The organism is Massilia jejuensis (assembly GCF_042656795.1).
Classification (GTDB): Bacteria; Pseudomonadota; Gammaproteobacteria; order Burkholderiales; family Burkholderiaceae_D; genus Telluria; species Telluria jejuensis.
In genome coordinates this window covers 25,609-47,083 of sequence record NZ_JBHSMS010000067.1, presented here as the reverse complement: position 1 = coordinate 47,083, position 21,475 = coordinate 25,609, and the positions used below count along the sequence as shown (strand labels likewise).

The following is a 21,475-nucleotide window of genomic DNA, read 5'->3' as shown; positions in this document are numbered from 1 at the left end:
ACTGGCCCGCTCCGCACCGGTCGGCATCGCAGTCGATACGGCCGGCAATTTGTACATCATGCAGCGCGACAAATCGGTCCGAGAGATTACCCCACAGGGCAGGGTCAGCCTGCATGCGAGCGGCGCCGCCAGGGGAGCGACCCGGCCGGCTGACTCGCTCATCGTGGCCACGGACGAAGCCGGCAACATTCATGTAGTCGACAAGGAAAATTGTTCCATTCGCCGAATTACGCCGACAGGTACGGTCACGACCACGACGCTGCCAACATCACCGGTTGGCGCAGCTTGCTCTGCCATGCAGGCGCCCACTGGCGCGGTACGAAACGCAGCGCCGCTCGGAAGATAAATACGCCGTTGCTCGGTTCGACAGGCAGCGGGCGCGGCACCACGGCCACCCTGGCCACCGCGTGCGGGGGCGCACAGCAATGCCAAAGGAGGTCACGATGAGGACGTTCCGATACCTTGCCTTGCTGCTGTTCCTGACGCTTGGGCCGCTGGCGGGCCTTGCCCTTGCGGCGCCGCCAGCCCCAGGCTTGCTGACGCCGGCAGCCGGTGCCAGCGTGCAAATACCCTTCTCGATCTCTTGGAGCGCAGTTAGCGATCCTTCCGGCATCGTGGCCTACAACTGGCAGGTCAGCAATTCGCCCAGCTTCTCCCCAGTGCTGAAGATCGATTCGACCAGCGGCCAGACCGTGGGCACCATCAGCGGGCTGGCCGCAGGCACCTATTACTGGCGCGTGCAGGCGGTGAACAGTGCTTTCGAGCAGGGGGCATGGTCGGCCGCCCGCAGCTTCACGGTGACCGGCGCCGGCAGCGCCTCTCCCGGCACGCCGGTGCTTGACCAGCCCGTAGGTTATTCCACTTTCCATCCGTGGGAAAACATGCGCTTTACCTGGAGCGCGGCGCCAGGCGCGGCCAGCTATGTGTTCGAAGCCTCGACTGATCCGAATTTCCCTGTGGGCTCGATCAAGTTCGACAATATTCCCAAGACCAGCCATGGTTTCGCCATCGGCAACCCGGAAGGGAAGTATTTCGCGCGGGTCTACTCGGTAAATGCCGATGGCATCGCCGGCATGCCATCGAACGTGATCGAGTTTTCTGTTTTCTACAGCAATCCGGTACCGCCGCCGCCGGCGCCGCAGGAGCCGGCCAACGACGCTGCGCTAACGCTGCCGGTCACCCTCACATGGGCCCACACCATTAACCCGCAGCCATCCGGCTACGAAGTACAAGTCTCCTCGAGTCCCGGATTCTCCACCAACGAAGCGCCGTTGGCGGTGCAGCTGACCGAGCCTGTCGTGAAGCTGACGTCGCTGTCGGCAGGAACGAAATATTGGCGGGTGCGCTCGCACCAGGGCATGGCTTCGCCTGAGGCGACGGCGGTCACGGCCTGGTCCGAAGTGCGCAGCTTCACCATCAGCTCGGCGCCGCCGGTGCCGGTATCGATCACGCCGGTGCGCATCCCGCTGTACAGCGGCGACGACACCTTGGTCGAAGTCCAGCTCAGCGGCGCTGTTCCGCCCGGGGGCGCAAGCGTCGCCCTGAGCAGTTCCAATCCAGCGGCCGCACCGGTGCCTGCGTCGATCCAGATCCAGGGCACGCACGCCCGGGCCCAGTTCCAGATGCTTGCTGGCCAGACGACGGCCCCGACCCCAATCACCCTGACGGCCACCTTCAATGGCCGATCCGCGTCCACCGAATTCACCTTGATGCCACCCGTGCTCAAGACGCTGTCGATAACGCCTCCCATCGTCAGCGGCGGCGTGGCTGGCGGCGGCATGGTGACGCTCAACGGCCGCGCTCCCGAGGGCGGTGCTGAGGTCCGCCTTGCAAGCGACGCGCCGGCGGCAATGCCGCCGGCTAGCGTGACGATCCCGGCAGGCAGCTATTCGGCGCCGTTCTCGATGCCGACTGCGGACGTCGGCGCGAACACAACTGCCACGATTAGCGCCGCTTGGAACAACCTCACGCTGGAGTCGCCGGTGACGGTGACGCCAGCGCCGCAACCGCTTTCGCTGTCGTTGTTCCCGGCCACCATCGTCGGCGGTGAAGGGTCATCCGACGCCACCGTGACCATCGAAAAGGCGGCAAGCTTCGATCAGTCGCTGAAGGTCTCGAGTAATAACCCGACAGTGCTGCCTTTCCTGTCCCCGGTTGTCACTATCCCGGCAGGCAATACACGCGGCTTCTTCAACATCCGGCCGCAAGGGGTAGCGCAAGCCACCGTCGTCACGCTCGCCGTCACCGGGGGCGGAATCAGCCGAAGCGCCGCGCTGACAGTCAATCCCGTCGGCACGCCTGCGCCCGGGCCGACGCTGTCCGCCTTCACTGTCAGTCCATCGAGCGTCCCCGGAGGCACGCCGGCCACTGGTACTGTCACGCTGCCGAGCGCGGCGCCCTCTGGGGGCGCCAGCGTCAGCCTGGGCAGCAATCTGCCGGGCGCAGCGAGTGTACCGCCCACCGTGACGGTGCCGGCCGGCGCCACCAGCGCCAGCTTCACCATCACCACCTTCCCGTCCGCCACCACGACCGTCCAGCTGTCGGCGAAATCAGGAGACACGGTCCTGTTCCAGGCGCTTGGGGTCGGCCCGGCCGCCCCGGGGGCGGCGCTGTCGGCGGTGGCGCTCAATCCGTCCAGCGTGCTTGGCGGCGGCTCGTCGACCGGCACCGTGACATTGAGCGCCGCGGCCCCCAGCGGCGGTGCAAGCGTCGCGCTCAGCGACAATGCATCCGCGGTGACGGTTCCCGCCAGCGTGATGGTGCCGAGCGGCAGCACCAGCGCCAGCTTCACGGTCACGACCATCAACGTGAGCAGCGTAACGACCGCAAGCGTCAGCGCCGCCTACGGCGGCACGACGCGTTCGGCATCGCTGACGGTCAATCCGCCGACGACGACCCTGGCAGCGCCCTCCCTCATCAGCCCGGCCAACGATGCCCAGCCGGCCCAGCCCGTGACGCTCGACTGGGCTGACGTCAGCGGCGCAACGTCCTACCGCATCCAGATCGACGATGCGAGCACCTTCTCCGCGCCCTTCGTAACGGACCAGCTGGTGACGCAATCGCAGTTCACTGCCGGCACCCTGCCCAGCACCCGCCACTGGTGGCGCGTGCAGGCGCTCAATGCAAACGGCAGCGCCGGCGCTTGGTCCGCGACGCGGCGCTTTACGCCGCAGAGCGCGCCGGCGGCGGCGGCGCTGTCGACCATTGCGCTTAGCCCGTCGAGCGTGGTCGGCGGCAATACGGTACAGGGAACGGCGACCCTCTCGGCCGCTGCGCCGAATGGTGGCGCAGTCGTGACGCTGACCAGCAGCCATGCGGCGGCGGTGGTGCCAGCCAGCGTCAATGTGGCAGCAGGCAGCGTCAGCGCGAACTTTCAGGTTGCCACGTCCAGCGTCGCATCCTCGACGACGGCCACTATCGGCGGCGGCTATGCCGGCGTAAATCGCGGCGCTACGCTGACCATTGCGCCGGCGGCCGTGGCACCATCCCTGTCGGCGCTGTCCATAAGCCCGACAAGCGTGCAGGGGGGCACGCAGGCGCAGGGAATGGTGTCGCTGTCATCGCCGGCGCCTGTGGGGGGCTTCAGTGTGGCGCTGGCCAGCAGTACGGCGGCGGCGTCGGTGCCAGCCAGCGTGCTGGTTGCCCAAGGAGCAAGCAGCGCGACCTTCGCCATTGGCACCGGCACCGTGAGCGCTGCCACAACGGCCAGCATCACGGGCAGCGCGGCAGGGGTGACGCGCAGCGCCACGCTGCAGATCTCGCCACAGGTCCAGGTGCAGACGATCGCCCTGACGGTGAGCGCCAGCGGGCGCAGCGGCGAACGGATCACATCGAGCCCAGCTGGCATCAGCGTACTGGTGGGAAGCAGTGCCTCAGCTTCGTTCCCCGCCGGTACCTCGATTACGCTAAGCGTCTCGAACGGGCGCGACGCAGTCTGGTCTGGCGCCTGCTCCAGCAGCGGCAACAGGAGCAGGAGCTGCACGTTTAACGCCAGTACCAACGCTACGGTTAGCGCCAGCGTGCAGTAATCGCGATCTTCAGAGCGACAGAGCTATTGCCGAATGGCGGCTCCGGTATACATGACGGATGAGGGGCGCGCTAGCCCGTCCGTTTGTCGGTGGAGTTGCGCAGCGAGGGCGCTTTTGACGCCGTTGACCCGCGAGGGTCCACCATTCCAGCTCCCCCCTCGCTTCCTTCCTGCTGTTCTCGACTTCTCCTCCGGTATGGAGGAGGCGTCCATTTCATTCTCTGCACAACCCGGGCCGATTCAGTGTTCCCGGTCTGCCGTCCGGTGGCGAAGTTCCATGAGGGCACCTTATGCTGTACGTTTGCACAGTACGGCACGCCGGCCTGCGTTTCAACTCAAGCGCCGCGCGGGTGCGCGGCGCGCGCAGGCACATAATCGGCCTGTTGTTGCACGAAACCCTCGAACGCGTCCAACAGAGGCGCGACACCGGCGGCGCTGCCGCCGACCTGCCCCAGCGCGTGGGCGCCCGCTTCCAGGCTCGACAGCTGGTGCGGCGCGTGCGCCTTGCGGATGCGGTAGTGCGAGGCCGGCATGCTGACCAGGGCCAGGCGCGGCAGGCGCTGCAAGGCCGGGTTCAGGTGCAGCATCTTGCGGCTCTTGCGCCAGGTGGCGTCGAGCACGACGATCAGCAGCCGGCCGGGCGGCGCCAGGCTGTCCGGCCGCACCGTGGCCACGCCGGGCGTTTCCGGATAGAGCAGCACCGGCGTGCGTCCGCCGGCATGCAGGAGGGCGTCGAGCGCGGCAGGCTCGAAGGTTTCGCCGATGGCGAGCGTGCTGCCCGCGACGCACAGGTGCAGCAGGCGCGCGCTGTTCTTGGCGTTCGCCGTTTCCAGCGGGTGCTGCAGGATCAGCAGGCCCGCCTCCGCGCGCACCGGGCGCACCCAGCGGCAGATGCAGGCCGGCTGCGCGCGCAGGCAGGCCGCGCACATGGCGCGGCGGGAAGATGGTCCAGGCGTCATCGATCGCGCGCAAAAGGCGCCGATTATATCAGCCGGCATTAGCCCGGCGTCAGCCCGGCGCCTGGCGAAGCGGCGCCAGCGCGCCGCTCCAGGCCACCACCTGGTCGAGCATGGCATCGACCGATTTGGCATGATGCGCGGCCGGCTTGAAGGTGACGTAGTTTTCGAAGTCGGTAAACAGCGACAGCATGACCTGGGCGCGCACGTCGGCCACCATCAGCTCGCCCATCACCAGGCGCAGGCTTTCGATGGCGCGCGCCCCGCCGGCGCTGCCGTAGCCGACAAAGCCGGCCGCCTTGTTGTTCCATTCCGCATACAGGAAATCGATGGCGTTCTTCAGCGCGCCCGAGGTGCCGTGGTTGTACTCGGGCGTGACGAAGACGAAGCCGTCGAACTGGGCGATCCTGGCCGCCCAGGCGAGCGTATGCGGCTTCGAGTACCGGCCCATCGAGGGCGGCACCGGCTCGTCGAGCAGCGGCAGATTGAAATCCTGGATGTCGACCAGCTCGAAACTTGCGTCCGAGCGCTTGCTTGCCGTTTCCATCACCCAGGTCGCCACGTCGAGCGCCTTGCGCCCCGGACGGGTGCTGCCGACGATGACCGCTACCTTGACCATGTTCGCCTCCTCGCATGCGTGAATGAACCAGCCTGGCGACCATTCTAGAGGGGACGCGCGCAGAGCCGCGCCGCGTTGAAGCACGGCCATTCCCGTCCAGCGGAAGCGCCCGCCGGACGCAGCGCCCGGGCGATCCGGCAGGCCGCGACCGGCCGTACCTTTTGCCATGTCGACAGCTGGAAAAACGGCAAGCTTGCCCCTGTCGCCACGCCTCGTTGTGGACGCGCCGCCACGTTCCCCGTGTTTGTTATTGATGTGGATAAGCATCTTTACCACACGTGAAAATTTAGGTCTGGAATTGCCAAAACGGATATTGCCCCTGCTTGCTGAGGTGCCTAGAATAAATTCATTCCTTTAAGCAATTCTGTCGTACCGGCAGGCATCCCAGAGTCGCCCATGTTTAAAGTCCGCCCCTCCGCCCGCAAGATTACTACCGCCCTGCTCGCCAGCCTGGCCATGCTCCCCGGCATTGCCATCGAACAGGAACTGGAACTCGACTACCGGATGAACGAGCAGGTCGTGCAGGTACCGGCCGGGGAAGACGAGCGGGCCATGCTCGAGACGACCGTGTTCCGCCCGAACGGTCCGGGTCCCTTCCCGCTGCTGGTGATCAATCATGGCAAGGACCCGGGACGCCCGAGCGCCCAGGCGCGCGACCGCTTCTATCACATGGCCAGCGCCTTCGTGAAACGCGGCTACGCGGTGCTGGTGCCGATGCGCCAGGGCTTCGCCAATTCGACCGGACGCTACCGCGATCGCGGCTGCGACATGACGGCCAACGGCTACCTGCAGGCCGAGGACATCCACGCGACACTCGCGTATGCCCGCGCCCAGCCGTGGATCGACGCCAGCCGCATCGTGGTGGCCGGCCAGTCCTACGGCGGGCTGGCGACGATGGCGCTCGGCACCCGCGCGCTGCCGGGCGTACGCGGCCTGATCAATTTCGCCGGCGGCTTGCGCGACGACAGCGACCGCTGTGCCTGGCGCTCGGCGCTGGTGTCGGCCTTTGCCGAATACGGTGCCAACAGCAAGCTGCCGAGCCTGTGGATGTATGGCGAGAACGATTCGCTGTTCGGCCCGGACCTGGCGAACCGCCTGCACGCCGCCTATTCCCAGGCCGGCGGCAAGGCACGCCTGGTCGAATTCCCTTCGTTCAAGCGCGACGCCCACGGCATGCTGGCCAGCCGCGACGGCGAACAGGTCTGGCTTGCCGACACGGTGCGTTTCCTGAAGGGCGTCGGCATGCCGACCGAGGTGCTGCACAAGGTGCCGCCGCCGCCGACCCCGCCGCGCACCGAATTCGCCAGGCTGGACGACATCGAGGCCGTGCCCTTCCTTTCGGAAAACGGACGCCGCGCCTATGCCGACTACCTGACCAAGATGACGCCGCGCGCATTTGCCGTCTCGCCGAGCGGCGCCTGGACCTGGGCCGAGGAAGGCGAAGCGCCGGAAGCGCGGGCGCTGGCCACCTGCTCGGCGAAAAGCAGCAAACCCTGCAAGCTGTATTCGATCGACGACTACATCGTCTGGGACGGCAGCCGCGTCGACGCCGCCGAGAAGGCCAGCATGACCGCCGCGATCGCCGCTCCGGCCGATCCGAACGCGCCGGGCGCGGTGGGCAGTACCGTGCCCGCGGCCACGGCGGCCCCGGCCGCGCGGTAATCCGTTTCGTCAAGCCGGCGGCGCACTGCCGCGATGCGCCGCCGGCACCGTCGAAGCCCGGGCTCGACCTGGCGCAAACCCGTTTCCCGCCCGTGCTCCGACAATGGGCCGTCATCCTTTCGGAGTGTTTTATGCCGCATGCGATCCGGATCCTGTGTTGTGCGCTGGCCTTGCTGCTGACGCAGTGGGCCGGCCCTGTGCGCGCCGCCAACGACGACCCCATCGTCCTGGTCCATGGCTTCCTCGGCTTCGGCCCCGACCGGTTCACGCGCAGCGGTTTCCTTTACTGGGGCGGCAAGGGCAATATCGCCGAGCACCTGCGCCGGCACAAGGGACCGCGCACGGTCTTCACCGCCGTCGTCGGGGCGATCGGCAGCAACCGCGCGCGCGCGGCCGAACTCTACGCCCAGCTCAAGGGCGGCTGCGTCGATGACGGCGCGCGCCATGCGGCCGCCGACCGCTCGCCGAAGGCCGTCAAGTGCTGGGCCGCCGACCCGCGCGACAATCCCGAGGGCTATCCGCCGGCCCTGTATCCGGCCTGGGACGCAGCGCACCCGCTGCACATGATCGGCCACAGCCAGGGCGGCACCACGATCCGGGCGCTGGTCGAGCTGCTCGAACATGGCGATGCCCAGGCCGGCGACGGCGAACTGTACCGGGGCGGCAAGCTGGGCTGGATCCGCAGCGTCACCACCATTTCGACGCCACACGACGGCACGACCTTGCGCGACGCCGTGCTCGACATCCTGCCCGCGCTGAACGCGCCGCTGCGCGACTGGCTGCTGGCGGACCTCGCCAACTGGGAGCTGGCGCCCGACGGCGCGCGCCACTTCAACGCCTGGGCGCGCACTTCGCCGCGCGTCTATTACTTTTCGGTCGGTACCCAGGCAACCGAAGCCGGGGCTGCCTGCTGCAACGACACCGACCGCCGCATCGCACCGTTCCAGGACCGCTCCTACCACTACCCGCGCGAGGACATGTTCTCTTACTACAAGACCTACGCCGGGGAATGGATCGTGCCTTCCCTGTTCCAGCGCGGGATGGGCGGTTACACCCAGGAGGCGCCGGGACGGGTGCGCATCGACAGCCGCTGGTTCGCCAACGACGGCGTCGTCAACACGGTCAGCATGCGCGCGCCGGCCGGGCACCCGGTACGGGATTTCGACGGCGTTGCGGTGCGGGGGAGCTGGAATTTCCTGGGAACGTATCGGCGCTACGACCATTTCGATATTCTGAACTGGCCGAACCAGGGGCCGTCGGCGAACCGAATCTACGAGCGCGTGAGCGATATCCTGTTCGGGCTGTGAGACGTGCCCGCCGCGGGTCAGCGCAGCTGCGCGTCCCACGCCTGCAACTGCGCCACGGTCGCGGTCGCGCCGCCGCACACGATCACGAGCACGTTCGAGAAAGCGGCGAGCGGACCGTCCTGCCGGTAGGCCAGCGCGAGCGCGGCCCCGCAGGCCGGCTCGACGACGACGCGGTGGTCGTCCATGAAGCGCAGGCAGGCGGCGACCGCCTCGCCGTCGCCGACGACGAACGGGGTGACCGGATGCGTGCGCGCCAGCCCGAATGCGTGCTCCGACACTTTCCTCGCGCCGAGCGAGGTGGCGATGCTGGCAATGGCGGGCAGCTCGATCCGTTCGCCGGCCGCCAGCGACTGCGCATAGGAATCGGCGCCCACGGTTTCGACGGCGAACACGGGCACCGCGTTCCAGCCCTGGCGCCGCAGGCCGGCCACCACGCCGCTGAGCAGGCCGCCGCCGCCGACGGCCAGCACCACCGCGTCCGGCCGCACGCCCGCCTGCGCGACTTCGTCGATCATGCCGGCGTGGCCTTCCCACAGCAGCGGATCGTCGAACGGGTGGACGAAGGCATCCTGCGCGCCGAGCACGCCGTGCGCATGCGCGTTCGCTTCCTGGAATGACAGGCCGTGGACGCGCACCTCGGCGCCTTCGCGCGCCAGCAGGGAACGCGCCCGCGCGCTGGTCGTTTCCGGCACCACGACCAGGGTCGGCAGGCCCAGCCGCCTGCCCGCGTAGGCGGCCGCCAGCCCGGCATTGCCGCCGGACGAGGCGACGATGCGCCGCGCGCCGCGGGCCGCGTGGACTTCGCACGCATGGCCGATGCCGCGCAGCTTGAACGAGCCGCTCGGCTGCAGCGCTTCCATCTTGAGCCAGACGCGCGCGCCCGGCCGGGCGGGAAACGCGGTCGAAGCAAGCAGCGGCGTGACGATATGCAGGCCCATGGCGGTTGCTCAGCCCACCGTGCGCAGGGCGCGCGCCAGGTCCGACAGGCGATAGGGCTTGTTGACCAGGGCGAACTCCCGCAACCTGGCGTCCTCGCGTACCAGGGCCGGCAGCGGATAGCCCGACGCCAGGATGATCTTGACGTCCGGATAACGCTGGCGCGTATAGGCCGCCAGTTCGATGCCGTTCATCCCGTGCGGCATGATGAGGTCGGTGAACAGGATGCCGACCTCGCGGCTGTCGAGCAGGGCCTGGGCTTCGCGGCCGCTCGAGGCGGTGACGACTTCGTAGCCCATGCCGATGTACAGCGCCGCGGCCGCGTCCATCAGGTCCGGTTCGTCCTCGACGATCAGGACCAGCTCACTGCCTTCCTGGTCCTGGAGCGCGCCTTCCTGGCCCGGCGCGGCCGGCAGCAGAATGGAAATGGCCGTGCCTGCGCCGGGCGCGGTGTCGATCACGACCTCGCCGCCCGACTGCTTGATGAAGCCGTAGACCTGGGACAGGCCCAGGCCCGTTCCCTTGCCCACTTCCTTGGTCGTGTAGAACGGTTCGAACGCGCGCGCCGCCGTGTCGGGCGTCATGCCGGTGCCGGTGTCGGTCACGCCGACCCGCACGTAGGGTCCCGGCGCCAGGCCGCGCACCGCATGTCCGTCCAGGTCGACGTTGGCGGTCTCGATCTGCAGGCGCCCGCCCTCGGGCATGGCGTCGCGCGCGTTGACGACCAGGTTCAGGATGGCCGACTCGAAGCGCGCGCTGTCGATGACGGTGCTGCGCACCTGCGGGTCGAGCCGGACCTGGAAATCGATGGCGGGGTTGACCGCGCGCCGCAGCACCGATTCGAAACCGCCGATCAGGTGGTTCACGTTGCGCGTTTCCGGCTGCAGCGGTTGCTGTCGGGCAAAGGCCAGCAGTTGCTGGGTCAGCGTGGCGCCGCGCTCGACCGCCCGCCGCATGCTCTCGAAGGTCCGGGCATCGGCGCCGCCGCCGCGTCCCAGGGTCAGCACTTCGAGGCCGCTGGCCAGCACCGACAGCAGGTTGTTGAAGTCGTGCGCGATGCCGCCCGTGAGCTGGCCGATCGATTCCATCTTCTGGGACTGGAACAGGGCCGCGTTCGCTTCGGCCAGCGCGGCGTCGGCCTTCTTTTTTTCGGTCAGGTCGCGCGTGATCTTGGCAAAGCCGATCAGCTCGCCCATGTCGTCGCGGATGCCGTCGATCACGACATGCGCCCAGAAGCGGCTGCCGTCCTTGCACACGCGCCAACCCTCGGCCTCGTGGCGGCCCAGGCGCGCGGCGTTCTCGAGTGCGCGTTGCGGCCGCCTGTCGGCCCGGTCTTCGTCGGTGTAGAAGCGCGAGAAATGCTGGCCCACGATCTCGTCCTGCCGGTAGCCGTTGATGCGCTCGGCGCCGACGTTCCAGTTGGTGACCTCGCCCAGCGGCGAGAGCATGTAGATGGCGTAGTCGGTCACACCCTCCACCAGCAGGCGAAAGCGTTCCTCGCTGGCGCGCAGCGCCTGCTCGGCCTGGCGTTTCTCGGTGATGTCGCGCGTGATCTTGGCATAGCCGAGCAGCGTGCGCTGTTCGTCGTAGATCGGGTCGATCACGACGCTGGCCCAGAAGCGCGTGCCGTCCTGGCGCAGGCGCCATCCCTCGGCTTCGTACTTGCCCTCGGCCAGGGCCGTGGCCAGGGCGCGCGCCGGCAGCTTGTCGGCACGGTCCTCGGGCGTATAAAAGCGCGAAAAATGCTGGCCCAGGATTTCCGGGGCTATATAGCCCTTGAAGCGCTGGGCGCCGGCATTCCAGCTGCTGACCAGGCCGTCGCAGTCGAGCATGTAGATCGCGTAGTCGCTGATGCCGGAGATCAGGTACTGGAAACGCTTCTCGTCGGTCAGTTTCTTCTCGGCGGCCAGTTGCTGGTTCATGGGCGGCGTGGCTCGGCGGTGGCGGAAAAATCCATCATAAACCGAAAGCGGCATGATCGGCCATGCTGAAGGGATCGAGCGGCGCATTCACTTACTTTGCATACATTCGTTTCCCGGGCGCCGCAAAGGCGCGATCTTTCGTATAGTGGCGGCTCGCCGTGAAAAGATCCGTGCGCCCCCGTGCCGGACCATGTCTTTCAGGCTAGAATACCGTTTTTGCAACCCAGCCGTGCATGCGCCCGTGCCCCATGACGTCACCCCCATCCTCACCGCTCGACTTGTCCGGCTGTGACCGAGAACCGATCCGCACCCCTGGCAGCATCCAGCCGCATGGCTTCCTGCTGACGCTGTCGGCAGCAGGGGAGATCCTGCAGGCCAGCGCCAACCTGGCGCACTGGATCGGCCTGGACGCCGCGGCCGCCATCGGCCGCCCGCTGGCCGACGTGATCGGTCCGGACGGCGCCGGACGGCTGGCAAGCGCGCTGGCCGATGGCAAGCTGGGCCAGCGGCCTTTCTACCTGGGCACCATCACGGTCAGGAACGAGCGCCACTTCGACGTCCTCGGCCACGCCTGGGACGGCTTGATCATCCTCGAATTCGAAGCCATCGAGCGTACCAAGGCGCTGGACTTCCGCAATCTCTATCCGCTGCTGGGCGACTTCCTGTTGAAGGTCAACGAGAACGAATCGGTCGAGTCCCTGTCCCGGCTGGCGGCGCACCAGATACGCATGGTGACCGGGTTCGGCCGCGTGATGGTCTACCAGTTCGACCGCGACGGCCACGGCCACGTGATGGCCGAATCGAAGGAAGACGCCTACCACTCGTACATGGGCCAGCGCTTCCCGGCCTCGGACATCCCGGCCCAGGCGCGCGAGCTGTACGCGCTGTCGCGCATCCGCCTGATCCAGGACGCCAACTACGCCCCGTCGCCGCTGGTGCCGCCGGTCAATCCCGTCACCGGCGAGCGCAACGACCTGTCCTTCGCCGCCCTGCGCAGCGTCTCGCCGGTGCACCTGCAATACATGCGCAACATGGGCACGCTGGCCTCGATGTCGGTGTCGCTGATGGTCAAGGGCAAGCTCTGGGGCCTGATCTCCTGCCATAACGAAGCGCCCTGCCCGCTGCCCTTCGAGAAGCGCACCGCGTGCGAACAGCTCGGCCAGGTGCTGGCGCTGTGCATCGAGTCGCGCGAGGACGCCAGCGAGCTGCAATTCCGCCTGGAGGTGCGGCGCATGATGGTGGCGATGCTCGGCAACCTTACCAAGGGCGCCGACGTCATCGAGAACATGAGCGCCGTCCTTCCCGAACTGCTGCGCTTTGCGCGCGCGGGCGGGGTGGCGGTGGTGGCCGACGGGCGCGTGCTCACGTTCGGCGACACGCCCGATGTCGCCGCGATCCAGGACCTGGTGGCCTGGATCGACCTGCAGGGCCACGGCCGCGAGATCTGGTCCACCGACCAGCTCTCGGCCGCGTATCCGGGCGGCGCCGCGCTCAGGCGCAATGCCAGCGGCGTCTTGGCCATGTCGATCTCGGGCCTGCACAAGGATTATCTGCTCTGGTTCCGTCCGGAAGTGGTGCATACAATCGAGTGGGCCGGCAACCCGCACGAGAAGGAACGCGGCGCGCCCGATGCCGCGCTGCCGGCCCAGCTCACGCCGCGCACCAGCTTTGCCACCTGGCGCGAGGAAATCCACGGCGTGAGCCTGCCCTGGCACGTCGCCGAGATCGAACTGACCGGGGAGTTCCGCAGCGCCTTGCTCGGCATCGCGCTAGAGCGGGCCGAAGAAATGGCCGGCCTGGCCGAGGAACTCGGCCGCGCGAACAAGGAACTCGAAGCGTTCTCCTATTCCGTCTCGCACGACCTGCGCGCGCCGCTGCGCCATATCGTCGGCTTTTCCGACCTGCTGCTCGAGGCCATCGGTAGCGAGGACGCCGGCATGCGCCAGCGCTTCCTCAGCAATATCAAGGAATCGGCGCGCCTGGCGGGCAAGCTGGTCGACGACCTGCTGAGCTTCTCGCAGATGGGCCGCGCCGCGCTGCGCCCGGTCGAGATCGACATGGCGCACCTGTTCGCTTCGTGCATCGACAAGCTCTCGCTCGAGACGGCCGGGCGGACCATCGAATGGGACATCGCTCCGCTGCCGCGCATCACGGCCGACCCGACCTTCCTGCACCTGGCGGTCCAGAACCTGCTCTCGAACGCGGTCAAGTTCACCAGGCAGCGCGATCCCGCCCTCATCCGCATCTGGTCGGAACGGGTTGACCAGGAAACGGTGTTCCACATCGCCGACAACGGCGCCGGCTTCAATATGGAATATGTGCACAAGCTGTTCGGCGTCTTCCAGCGCCTGCACCGGATGGAAGATTTCCAGGGCACGGGCATCGGCCTGGCCAACGTGCGCCGCATCGTCGAGCGCCATGGCGGACGGGTCTGGGCCGAATCGGTCCAGAGCCAAGGCGCCACCTTCTCTTTCAGCATCCCGCGCACGCTGGCACCCACATCGCAATCGCGACATTAATTACCCATGCTAAAACCCATTTTGCTGGTCGAAGACAATCCGAACGACCTTGAACTCACCCTCGTCGCGCTGGCCCGCAGCCAGCTCGCCAACGAAGTCGTCGTCGTGCGCGACGGCGCCGAAGCGCTCGACTACCTCCTGCGCCGTGGCGAATTTGCCGAACGTGTCGAAGGCAATCCGGCCGTCGCCCTGCTGGACCTGAAATTGCCGAAGGTCGACGGCCTGGAAGTGCTGGCGGTGATCCGCAAGACGGACAAGCTCAAGAGCATGCCGGTCGTGATGCTGACCTCGTCGAAGGAAGAGCAGGATCTGATCCGCAGCTACGAGCTGGGCGTGAATGCCTACGTCGTCAAGCCGGTCGATTTCAAGGAATTCGTGCGCGCGATCGCCGACCTGGGGATTTTCTGGGCAGTGCTCAACGAACCGCCGCCGGGGTCGTTCCGCTACGTCCCGCCGGCCTGAAGGCCGCCGCGTTTCACTGGGCGCCTGCGTCCGACGTCGCCGCGCGCCGGGTATCGGCGGCGGCGCCGCCATTCCTTCCCGGGCGCAGCAAATGACGGATGCGCGCGCTCAGCGCGTCCGGATGGTAGGGCTTCTGCAGCAGGTGCACCGAAGCACTGACCTTGCCTTCGTGCGCCAGAACCCCTTCCGCATAGCCTGATGTGTACAAGATCTGCGCGTGCGGCAGGTGCGTGCGCACCGCTTCGCCCAGTTGCAGGCTGCTCACCGGCCCCGGCATGATCACGTCGGTAAACACCAGGTCGATGTGGCGCCCGCTTTCGACGACGGCGATCGCCCCGGCCGCGTCGCTCGCTTCGAGCACCTGGTAGCCGAGCGCGGACAGGATGGCGCAGGTCGAGCTGCGCACGTCTTCCTCGTCTTCCACCACCAGGATCGTTTCCAGGCCGCCGTAGAGCGGCACGTCGACCTGCGGCTCCGGCTGCGCCGCTTCGACCTCGCTGCGCGGCAGGAAGATATGCACGCTGGTGCCGCATCCCACTTCGCTCGAGAGAACGATTTCGCCGCCCGACTGCTTCACGAAGCCATAGGCCATCGACAGGCCCAGTCCCGTACCCTGCCCGACCGGCTTGGTCGTGAAGAAGGGTTCGAAGGCGCGCTGCAGCACCTCCGGCGGCATGCCCTTGCCGGTATCGGACACCTCGATGACCACGTATTCGCCCGGCTCGACGCCGGCCGGCAGCGTCGCGTCCCCAGGCGGCGACCTGCCCCCGGCATTCGCGGCGCGGATCACGAGCGTGCCGTCGCCGCTCATGGCGTCGCGCGCGTTGATGGCCAGGTTCAGCAGGACATTGTTGAGCTGGTTCGGGTCGGCCACCGTGCTCCACAGCGACGGATCGATGTCGGTGATCACGCGCGCATTCGGTCCCAGCACGCGGCGCATCATGTCGTCCATGTCGCGCAGCAGGTGGCCGGGATTGAGCACGACCGCCTGCAGCGGCTGGCGCCGGGCAAAGGCGAGCAGGTGCGAGGACAGCTTGGCGCCGCGCTCGACGCCGGCCAGCGCCATCTCGACGCGGGAGCGCGCCGCCTCGTTCAGGCCGCCGACCAGTTTCAGCAATTGCAGGTTGCCGCCAATAATTTGCAGCACGTTGTTGAAATCATGGGCCACGCCGCCGGTCAGCTGGCCGATGGCTTCCATCTTCTGCGCCTGGTGCAGCGCCGACTCGCTGGCGGCCAGTTGCTGCTGGCTCACGCGCAGCGAAGCAAAGGCGGCGTCGCGCTCGCGCCGGGCAATGCAGGCGGCATTGTGGTACTGCACCCGCGCGACGAGCTCGCGCGGATCGGGCCATTTCACCATGTAGTCGTTGACCCCGGCGGCAAAGGCTTGCGCCTTGATTTCCGGATCGTCTTCAGACGACAGCATGATGACGGGAACGTGTTCGGTGGCGGGATTGGCGCGCAGTCGGCGCGTGAACCCGAAACCGTCGAGGTCGGGCATGCGCAGGTCGACCAGCACCACGGTGACATCGAGCTCGCGCACCAGGTCGACAGCGCGCATCGGGCTCGGCTCGTAGCGCAGCACATGCTTGACGCATCCTTTCAAGCCATGCTGGATGATTTGCTGTGCGAAGGGTTCGTCATCGATCAGAAGGATCGAACATTTACTGGTATCGTCTTCGATCATTGCTCTAGAGACCCGATTGCCGACAACGCCCAGGGTCGAGTTGCTTTATGTGAAGAGTTGATTCTACATCAATGTGACGATCACGTTCGTCAAATTCACTATTGTGCTTGACCCCAGGGGTTTCGCCACCACCTGTACATCCCATGACTCTGTTTGCTGGACGGTAAATACGTGCCCGACTCAACATGCCCCTTGTGCGACCGCGAACTGGGTACCGTCAACGTCGACCGCCACCACCTGGTGCCGAAGACCTTCAAAGGCAAGGAACAGTTCCCCATCCATAGGATTTGCCACCGCAAGATCCATTCGACCTTCACCGAGCGCGAACTTTTGCGCACCTACCACACCTGGGAAGCGCTGCGCGGGCACGCCGAGATCCGCGCCTTCATCGACTGGGTAGCGAAGAAGCCGCCGGATTTTTATACGCGCACCCGTACCTCCAACGGCAAGAAGCACAGGAAATGAGAAATTCGTTTTAAAATTGACAATATTGCGTAACCCCGCGGTAACTCCGCAGTAACTCCGCGGTAACTCCGCGGTAACTCCGCGGTAACTCCGCGGTAACCTTATTTCATGCTGGGCGAGGCTGTCCGAGGGATGCCCATGGATTATCCGGAATATCTGCAACATGACGCCACCGCCCTCGCCGCCCGGGTGGCGTGCGGCGACACCACGCCCGAGGAACTGCTCGGCCTGGCGCTGGCCCGCAATGCCGCCGTCCACGGTCGCGTCAATGCCGTCTGCCGCCTGCTCGAGGCGCAGGCGCGGGAGCAGCTTGCCGGTCCGCTTGGCGGTCCGCTGGCCGGCGTCCCCTTCCTGATCAAGGATATCGTGCAAGACTATGCGGGCGTGCCGACCAGCTTCGGCAGCCGTGCGATGCACGCTTACGTGCCGCGCGAACATGCCGCCGTCGTGCGGCGCTACCTGGAGGCCGGCCTCGTCATCTTCGGCAAGAGCAACCTGCCCGAGTTCGCGCTGAAGGCGGTCACCGATTCGGCTCTCCACGGACGGGCCAGCAATCCCTGGAATCTCGGCCATACGCCGGGCGGCTCGAGCGGCGGCGCGGCGGCGGCGGTCGCGGCCGGCATCGTGCCCATGGCGGCCGGCAACGACGGCGGCGGTTCGATCCGGATTCCCGCCGCCTGCTGCGGCCTGTTCGGGCTGCGGCCCTCGCGCGGACGGGTCTCGTCGGGACCGGCGATGGGCGAGATCTGGTTCGGCGCCTCGACCGAAGGCGTCCTGTCGCGCAGCGTGCGCGATTCGGCGCTGGCCCTCGATATCCTGGCCGGACATGAGCCGGGCGACCCGTTCGATATCGCCACGCCCTGCGCCCCTTACCGCGAGCTGGCGCGGCGCGATCCGGGCAGGCTGCGCATCGGCTTTTCCACCGCCTCGCCGATCGGCACCGACGTGCATCCGGAAGCGGTGGCGGCCGTGCGCGGGACGGTCGCGCTGCTGCACGCACTCGGCCACGACGTCGAGGAAGCCGCGCCCGAGATCGACGGCGCGGCCCTGGCCGCGAGTTTCCTGCACGTGTATTTCGGCCAGGTGCCGGCCATGGTGGCGCGCGCCAGGGCGCTCGGCGCACGCGCGGGCGAGGTCGAACTGATGACCCGCCTGCTGCTGACGCTCGGCGCCGGCGTGCCGGCCGGGCAGCTCACCACGCAGCTGTACAAATGGAACGATTTCTCGCGCGCGCTGGCGCGCTTCCACGCGCGCTACGACATGCAGCTCACGCCGACGCTGGCCCATCCCCCCATCCGCCATGGCCAGGGCGACCCGCCGCGCGGCGAGCAGTTCGTGCTCGACCTGCTGCAGCGTAGCGGCGTGCTCGGCATCCTGGCGCGCCTGGGTCTACTGGACAGCACCGTCGACCGGATCGCGCGCGACAGCCTGCGCTATGTGCCGTTTACGCAGCTGGCCAACCTGACCGGCACGCCGGCCATGTCGGTGCCCCTGCATTGGACGGCGGCGGGCTTGCCGCTGGGGGTGCAGTTCGTGGGGAGGTTCGGCAGCGAGGACAGGCTGCTGCAGCTGGCGCACCAGCTGGAAGAGGCGGCGCCGTGGTTCGACCGGCTCGCGCCGCTGGCCCGTGAGGGGGCCGGCGTGAAGGGGGAAGCGGCCGCGCTCCCGTAGGGTGGGCGCGCGAGTCCGCCCTGCCGCCCCCGGGTCAGCCGATCAGGCCGGCGATCGCATCGCCAACCTCGACGGTTGTCGCCTTGCCGCCCAAATCGCCCGTGCGCGGCCCGCTGCGCAACACTTCCTCGATCGCCGCGACGATCGCATCGTGCGCCTCGCGGCATCCGCGCGGCGCATCCGGCGCGTCGCCCAGGAAGCCGAGCATCATCGCCCCCGACCAGATCATCGCGATCGGATTGGCGATCCCCTTGCCCGCGATATCCGGCGCCGACCCGTGCACCGGCTCGAACAGCGATGGGAAGGTGCGGTCCGGATTCAGGTTGCCCGACGGCGCCAGCCCGATCGTGCCGGTGCAGGCCGGTCCCAGGTCCGACAGGATGTCGCCGAACAGATTCGAAGCGACCACCACGTCGAAGCGCTGCGGCTGCAACACGAAGCGTGCCGTCAGGATGTCGATGTGCTGCTTGTCGACCGTGATCTCGGGATAGTCGGCGCCAACGGCGTCGGCGCGCCCGTCCCACCAGGGCATGCTGATCGCGATCCCGTTCGACTTGGTCGCCACCGTCAGGTGCTTGCGCGCGCGTGCGCGCGCCAGTTCGAAGGCGTACTTCAGCACGCGGTCGGCGCCATGGCGGCTGAAGACCGATTCCTGGATCACCACTTCGCGCTCGGTGCCGGCGAACATGATGCCGCCCAGGTTCGTGTATTCGCCCTCGGTGTTTTCACGCACCACGTAGAAATCGATGTCGCCCGGCTTGCGGTTGGCCAGCGGGCAGGGCACGCCTTCGAACAGGCGCACCGGACGCAGGTTGATGTACTGGTCGAACTCGCGCCGGAATTTCAGCAGCGAACCCCAGAGCGAAATGTGGTCGGGCACCGTGGCGGGCCAGCCGACCGCGCCGAAATAGATCGCGTCCATGCCCGAGAGCTGGGCTTTCCAGTCGGGCGGCATCATGTCGCCGGTCTTCAGGTAATAATCGCAGCTGGCCCACTCGAAGTGGACGAACTCGATATCGATATCGAAGCGCCTGGCGGCGGCAGCGAGGACTTTCAAGCCTTCCGGCAGGACTTCCTTGCCGATGCCGTCGCCGGCGATCGCGGCAATCTTGAAACTACGGGTCATGTGAGCACCTGTGATGGGAAACGCTGATCGTAGCAGTCTTTGGCGGCGTTTGCAGGCGCCGCATGGGCACGGCCCGCCTGCGCCGCGACCGGAAAACGCAAAAAGGCCGCGTCACCGACGCGGCCTTTTCCTCTGTTCTGGCTCCCCGACCTGGACTCGAACCAGGGACCTGCGGATTAACAGTCCGTCGCTCTACCAACTGAGCTATCAGGGAATTGAGGCAACATTATAGCGGGCCGATCGCGGTTTGGCGAGTCCCAGGCGAAATATTCAATCTTGCACCCGATCCGCCCGGCTTTGCTATAGTTCGCACCACCCTGCCGCACGGCGCACATTCCTGATTATGACCATGACAGCTCCCCGCATTTTCGGCACTCCTCTCTCTCCTTCGGCCACGCGCGTGATGCTGCTCGGCTCTGGCGAACTCGGCAAGGAAGTCATCATTTCCCTGCAGCGCCTCGGCGTCGAGGTGATCGCCGTCGACCGCTACCCGGACGCGCCCGGCCACCAGGTCGCGCACCGCGCCCACGTGATCGACATGACCGATGGCGCCGCCCTGGCCGCCCTGATCGAGCGCGAAAAGCCCGACCTCGTGATTCCTGAAATCGAGGCGATCGCCACCGATACCCTGGCCGAACTCGAAGCGGCCGGCACCATCACCTGCATTCCGACCGCGCGCGCCACGCAGCTGACGATGAACCGCGAAGGCATCCGCCGCCTGGCCGCGGAAGAACTGGGGCTGGCCACATCGCCCTACCGCTTCGCCGGCAGCCTGGCCGAACTCGAAGAGGCCTGTGCCTTCGTCGGCTTCCCCTGCGTGGTGAAACCGGTGATGTCGTCATCGGGCAAGGGCCAGTCGAAGCTCGACAGCGCGGCGGACGTGAAGGCCGCCTGGGACCATGCGGCGGCCGGCGGACGGGTCGATGCCGGGCGCGTGATCGCCGAAGGCTTCATCGATTTCGACTACGAGATCACGCTGCTGACGGTGCGCTCGCGCGGGCTCGACGGCACGCCGCGGACGGATTTTTGCGAGCCGGTCGGCCACCTGCAGGTGCAGGGCGATTACGTCGAATCCTGGCAGCCGCACCCGATGGCGCCGCTGGCCCTGGAGCGTGCGCGCGTCATCGCGGAACGGGTCACGGGCAACCTCGGCGGCTTCGGCGTGTTCGGCGTCGAACTGTTCGTCAAGGGCGACATGGTCTGGTTCTCGGAAGTGAGCCCGCGCCCGCACGACACCGGCATGGTGACGATGGCGACCCAGGTGCAGAGCGAATTCGAGCTGCACGCCAAGGCCGTGCTCGGCTTGCCCGTGAACACGGCGCTGCGCGCGCCCGGCGCCTCGGCGGTGATCTATGGCGGAATGGACGCCAGGGGCATCGCCTTCGAGGGCGTGGCCGAGGCGCTGCAGGTGCCGGACACCGATATTCGCCTGTTCGGCAAGCCCGAATCGTTTGCGCGCCGGCGCATGGGCGTGGCGCTGGCGACGGCGGGCGACATCGGAACGGCGCGCGAGCGGGCGCGCACCGCTGCTGCCCGCGTCAAGCCGATCGCCGGCTGACCGCGCGTCGCGGCGGCGCATGCATGCCGGCGCGCAAACGCGCGCCGCGCCCGCGCGCGACGGTGGAACATGCAATCGGACGCGTCGCCATCGCCGGCGAACGCGGCCGCGCGCCCGCCGGCAGCGCCCACGCCTGCCTGCGGGCGCCTGCCCTTTTCCAGCGGCAAGCGCCGTCGGGCGCCTGCCGCCGTTTCCGGACAACGTGCGCGGAGGACCATCATGACCATATCGAAACTCGAGAAAGCAGCATGGGGACCCTACTTCGATCATGTCTCGAAGACCCTGGTCGGCAAGCAGGCTGAAATTGAAGTGGCATCGCTGGCGATCGGCGCACAGCTCGAAGCGCAGTGGCTGCCGTTCCTGGGCATCGTGTACGACCACAAGAACGACCTGGTCGAAGTCCTGCTCGAAGGGCTGGATCACCTGATCCGCCAGCCGGCCGAGATCTTCATCGACGAGGGGCCGGCCGGCCTCGTGAGTTTGAAGATCGACCGCGCCGACGGCATCCAGGAAATCGTCAGGCTGCGCGACCCGCTGATGCTGCCGGCGCCGGGCGCCAGG

15 protein-coding genes and 1 tRNA gene are annotated in these 21,475 nt (G+C 67.4%); 9 read left to right on the top strand and 7 right to left on the bottom strand.

Features of this window, described 5'->3' with window-relative positions:
* The first annotated feature begins 467 nt into the window (after positions 1-467).
* Complete coding sequence (locus ACFPOU_RS19865) at positions 468-4,028, top strand: hypothetical protein (RefSeq protein WP_379725366.1); 3,561 nt, start codon at positions 468-470, stop codon at positions 4,026-4,028.
* Positions 4,029-4,362: 334 nt separating this feature from the next.
* Here ACFPOU_RS19865 and ACFPOU_RS19860 read toward each other — a convergent pair whose 3' ends face one another.
* Together ACFPOU_RS19860 and ACFPOU_RS19855 are read right to left on the bottom strand one after the other, a co-directional pair.
* Positions 4,363-4,986, bottom strand: a complete 624-nt coding sequence (locus ACFPOU_RS19860; protein ID WP_379725363.1) for a tRNA-uridine aminocarboxypropyltransferase — start codon at positions 4,984-4,986, stop codon at positions 4,363-4,365.
* A 49-nt stretch (positions 4,987-5,035) separates the two neighbouring features.
* Positions 5,036-5,602 (bottom strand): NADPH-dependent FMN reductase, encoded by a 567-nt coding sequence (locus tag ACFPOU_RS19855; RefSeq protein WP_379725360.1) that lies wholly within the window; start codon positions 5,600-5,602, stop codon positions 5,036-5,038.
* A gap of 396 nt (positions 5,603-5,998) precedes the next feature.
* On the opposite strand from ACFPOU_RS19855, the gene ACFPOU_RS19850 reads away from it, so the two are divergent.
* Positions 5,999-7,264: a dienelactone hydrolase family protein gene (locus ACFPOU_RS19850; RefSeq protein WP_379725357.1), complete on the top strand. Its 1,266-nt coding sequence runs from the start codon at positions 5,999-6,001 to the stop codon at positions 7,262-7,264.
* Between the two features lie 131 nt (positions 7,265-7,395).
* On the top strand, positions 7,396-8,571 hold the full coding sequence (locus ACFPOU_RS19845; RefSeq protein WP_379725354.1) for an esterase/lipase family protein: 1,176 nt from the start codon (positions 7,396-7,398) through the stop codon (positions 8,569-8,571).
* A 17-nt stretch (positions 8,572-8,588) separates the two neighbouring features.
* Here ACFPOU_RS19845 and ACFPOU_RS19840 read toward each other — a convergent pair whose 3' ends face one another.
* The gene (locus ACFPOU_RS19840) at positions 8,589-9,509 is read right to left on the bottom strand and encodes a pyridoxal-phosphate dependent enzyme (protein ID WP_379725352.1); all 921 of its coding nucleotides are present in this window, start codon (positions 9,507-9,509) and stop codon (positions 8,589-8,591) included.
* 9 nt (positions 9,510-9,518) lie between these two features.
* Positions 9,519-11,429, bottom strand: a complete 1,911-nt coding sequence (locus tag ACFPOU_RS19835) for a hybrid sensor histidine kinase/response regulator (RefSeq protein ID WP_379725349.1) — start codon at positions 11,427-11,429, stop codon at positions 9,519-9,521.
* Between the two features lie 248 nt (positions 11,430-11,677).
* Here ACFPOU_RS19835 and ACFPOU_RS19830 point away from each other — a divergent pair, with 248 nt between their 5' ends.
* Complete coding sequence (locus tag ACFPOU_RS19830) at positions 11,678-13,948, top strand: ATP-binding protein (protein ID WP_379725346.1); 2,271 nt, start codon at positions 11,678-11,680, stop codon at positions 13,946-13,948.
* A 6-nt stretch (positions 13,949-13,954) separates the two neighbouring features.
* Positions 13,955-14,410, top strand: coding sequence for a response regulator (locus tag ACFPOU_RS19825; protein ID WP_379725343.1), 456 nt, complete (start codon positions 13,955-13,957; stop codon positions 14,408-14,410).
* Between the two features lie 13 nt (positions 14,411-14,423).
* On the opposite strand, the gene ACFPOU_RS19820 is transcribed toward ACFPOU_RS19825, so the two are convergent.
* Positions 14,424-16,094: a response regulator gene (locus ACFPOU_RS19820; protein ID WP_379725340.1), complete on the bottom strand. Its 1,671-nt coding sequence runs from the start codon at positions 16,092-16,094 to the stop codon at positions 14,424-14,426.
* A 171-nt stretch (positions 16,095-16,265) separates the two neighbouring features.
* Between ACFPOU_RS19820 and ACFPOU_RS19815 the strand changes: the two genes are divergently transcribed.
* Both ACFPOU_RS19815 and ACFPOU_RS19810 read left to right on the top strand, forming a co-directional pair.
* Positions 16,266-16,559: a hypothetical protein gene (locus tag ACFPOU_RS19815; protein WP_379725337.1), complete on the top strand. Its 294-nt coding sequence runs from the start codon at positions 16,266-16,268 to the stop codon at positions 16,557-16,559.
* 138 nt (positions 16,560-16,697) lie between these two features.
* The gene (locus tag ACFPOU_RS19810) at positions 16,698-18,230 is read left to right on the top strand and encodes an amidase (protein WP_379725334.1); all 1,533 of its coding nucleotides are present in this window, start codon (positions 16,698-16,700) and stop codon (positions 18,228-18,230) included.
* A gap of 34 nt (positions 18,231-18,264) precedes the next feature.
* Here ACFPOU_RS19810 and ACFPOU_RS19805 read toward each other — a convergent pair whose 3' ends face one another.
* Together ACFPOU_RS19805 and ACFPOU_RS19800 are read right to left on the bottom strand one after the other, a co-directional pair.
* The gene (locus ACFPOU_RS19805) at positions 18,265-19,356 is read right to left on the bottom strand and encodes a tartrate dehydrogenase (RefSeq protein ID WP_379725331.1); all 1,092 of its coding nucleotides are present in this window, start codon (positions 19,354-19,356) and stop codon (positions 18,265-18,267) included.
* 138 nt (positions 19,357-19,494) lie between these two features.
* Positions 19,495-19,570: transfer RNA gene (locus ACFPOU_RS19800), tRNA-Asn, on the bottom strand.
* Positions 19,571-19,705: 135 nt separating this feature from the next.
* On the opposite strand from ACFPOU_RS19800, the gene purT reads away from it, so the two are divergent.
* Together purT and ACFPOU_RS19790 are read left to right on the top strand one after the other, a co-directional pair.
* On the top strand, positions 19,706-20,914 hold the full coding sequence (gene purT, locus ACFPOU_RS19795) for a formate-dependent phosphoribosylglycinamide formyltransferase (RefSeq protein WP_379725328.1): 1,209 nt from the start codon (positions 19,706-19,708) through the stop codon (positions 20,912-20,914).
* 219 nt (positions 20,915-21,133) lie between these two features.
* Positions 21,134-21,475: DUF5335 domain-containing protein (locus ACFPOU_RS19790; protein ID WP_379725325.1), on the top strand; the 342-nt coding region annotated here is incomplete at its 3' end.

Excerpts from the sequence above, each read along its gene's own strand:
- ACFPOU_RS19830 (WP_379725346.1), top strand. The coding sequence starts at position 11,678 with ATGACGTCACCCCCATCCTCACCGCTCGACTTGTCCGGCTGTGACCGA.
- ACFPOU_RS19845 (WP_379725354.1), top strand. The coding sequence starts at position 7,396 with ATGCCGCATGCGATCCGGATCCTGTGTTGTGCGCTGGCCTTGCTGCTG.
- ACFPOU_RS19860 (WP_379725363.1), bottom strand. The coding sequence starts at position 4,986 with ATGACGCCTGGACCATCTTCCCGCCGCGCCATGTGCGCGGCCTGCCTG.
- ACFPOU_RS19840 (WP_379725352.1), bottom strand. The coding sequence starts at position 9,509 with ATGGGCCTGCATATCGTCACGCCGCTGCTTGCTTCGACCGCGTTTCCC.
- purT (WP_379725328.1), top strand. The coding sequence starts at position 19,706 with ATGACAGCTCCCCGCATTTTCGGCACTCCTCTCTCTCCTTCGGCCACG.
- ACFPOU_RS19820 (WP_379725340.1), bottom strand. The coding sequence starts at position 16,094 with ATGATCGAAGACGATACCAGTAAATGTTCGATCCTTCTGATCGATGAC.
- ACFPOU_RS19835 (WP_379725349.1), bottom strand. The coding sequence starts at position 11,429 with ATGAACCAGCAACTGGCCGCCGAGAAGAAACTGACCGACGAGAAGCGT.
- ACFPOU_RS19850 (WP_379725357.1), top strand. The coding sequence starts at position 5,999 with ATGTTTAAAGTCCGCCCCTCCGCCCGCAAGATTACTACCGCCCTGCTC.
- ACFPOU_RS19825 (WP_379725343.1), top strand. The coding sequence starts at position 13,955 with ATGCTAAAACCCATTTTGCTGGTCGAAGACAATCCGAACGACCTTGAA.
- ACFPOU_RS19855 (WP_379725360.1), bottom strand. The coding sequence starts at position 5,602 with ATGGTCAAGGTAGCGGTCATCGTCGGCAGCACCCGTCCGGGGCGCAAG.
- ACFPOU_RS19805 (WP_379725331.1), bottom strand. The coding sequence starts at position 19,356 with ATGACCCGTAGTTTCAAGATTGCCGCGATCGCCGGCGACGGCATCGGC.
- ACFPOU_RS19810 (WP_379725334.1), top strand. The coding sequence starts at position 16,698 with ATGGATTATCCGGAATATCTGCAACATGACGCCACCGCCCTCGCCGCC.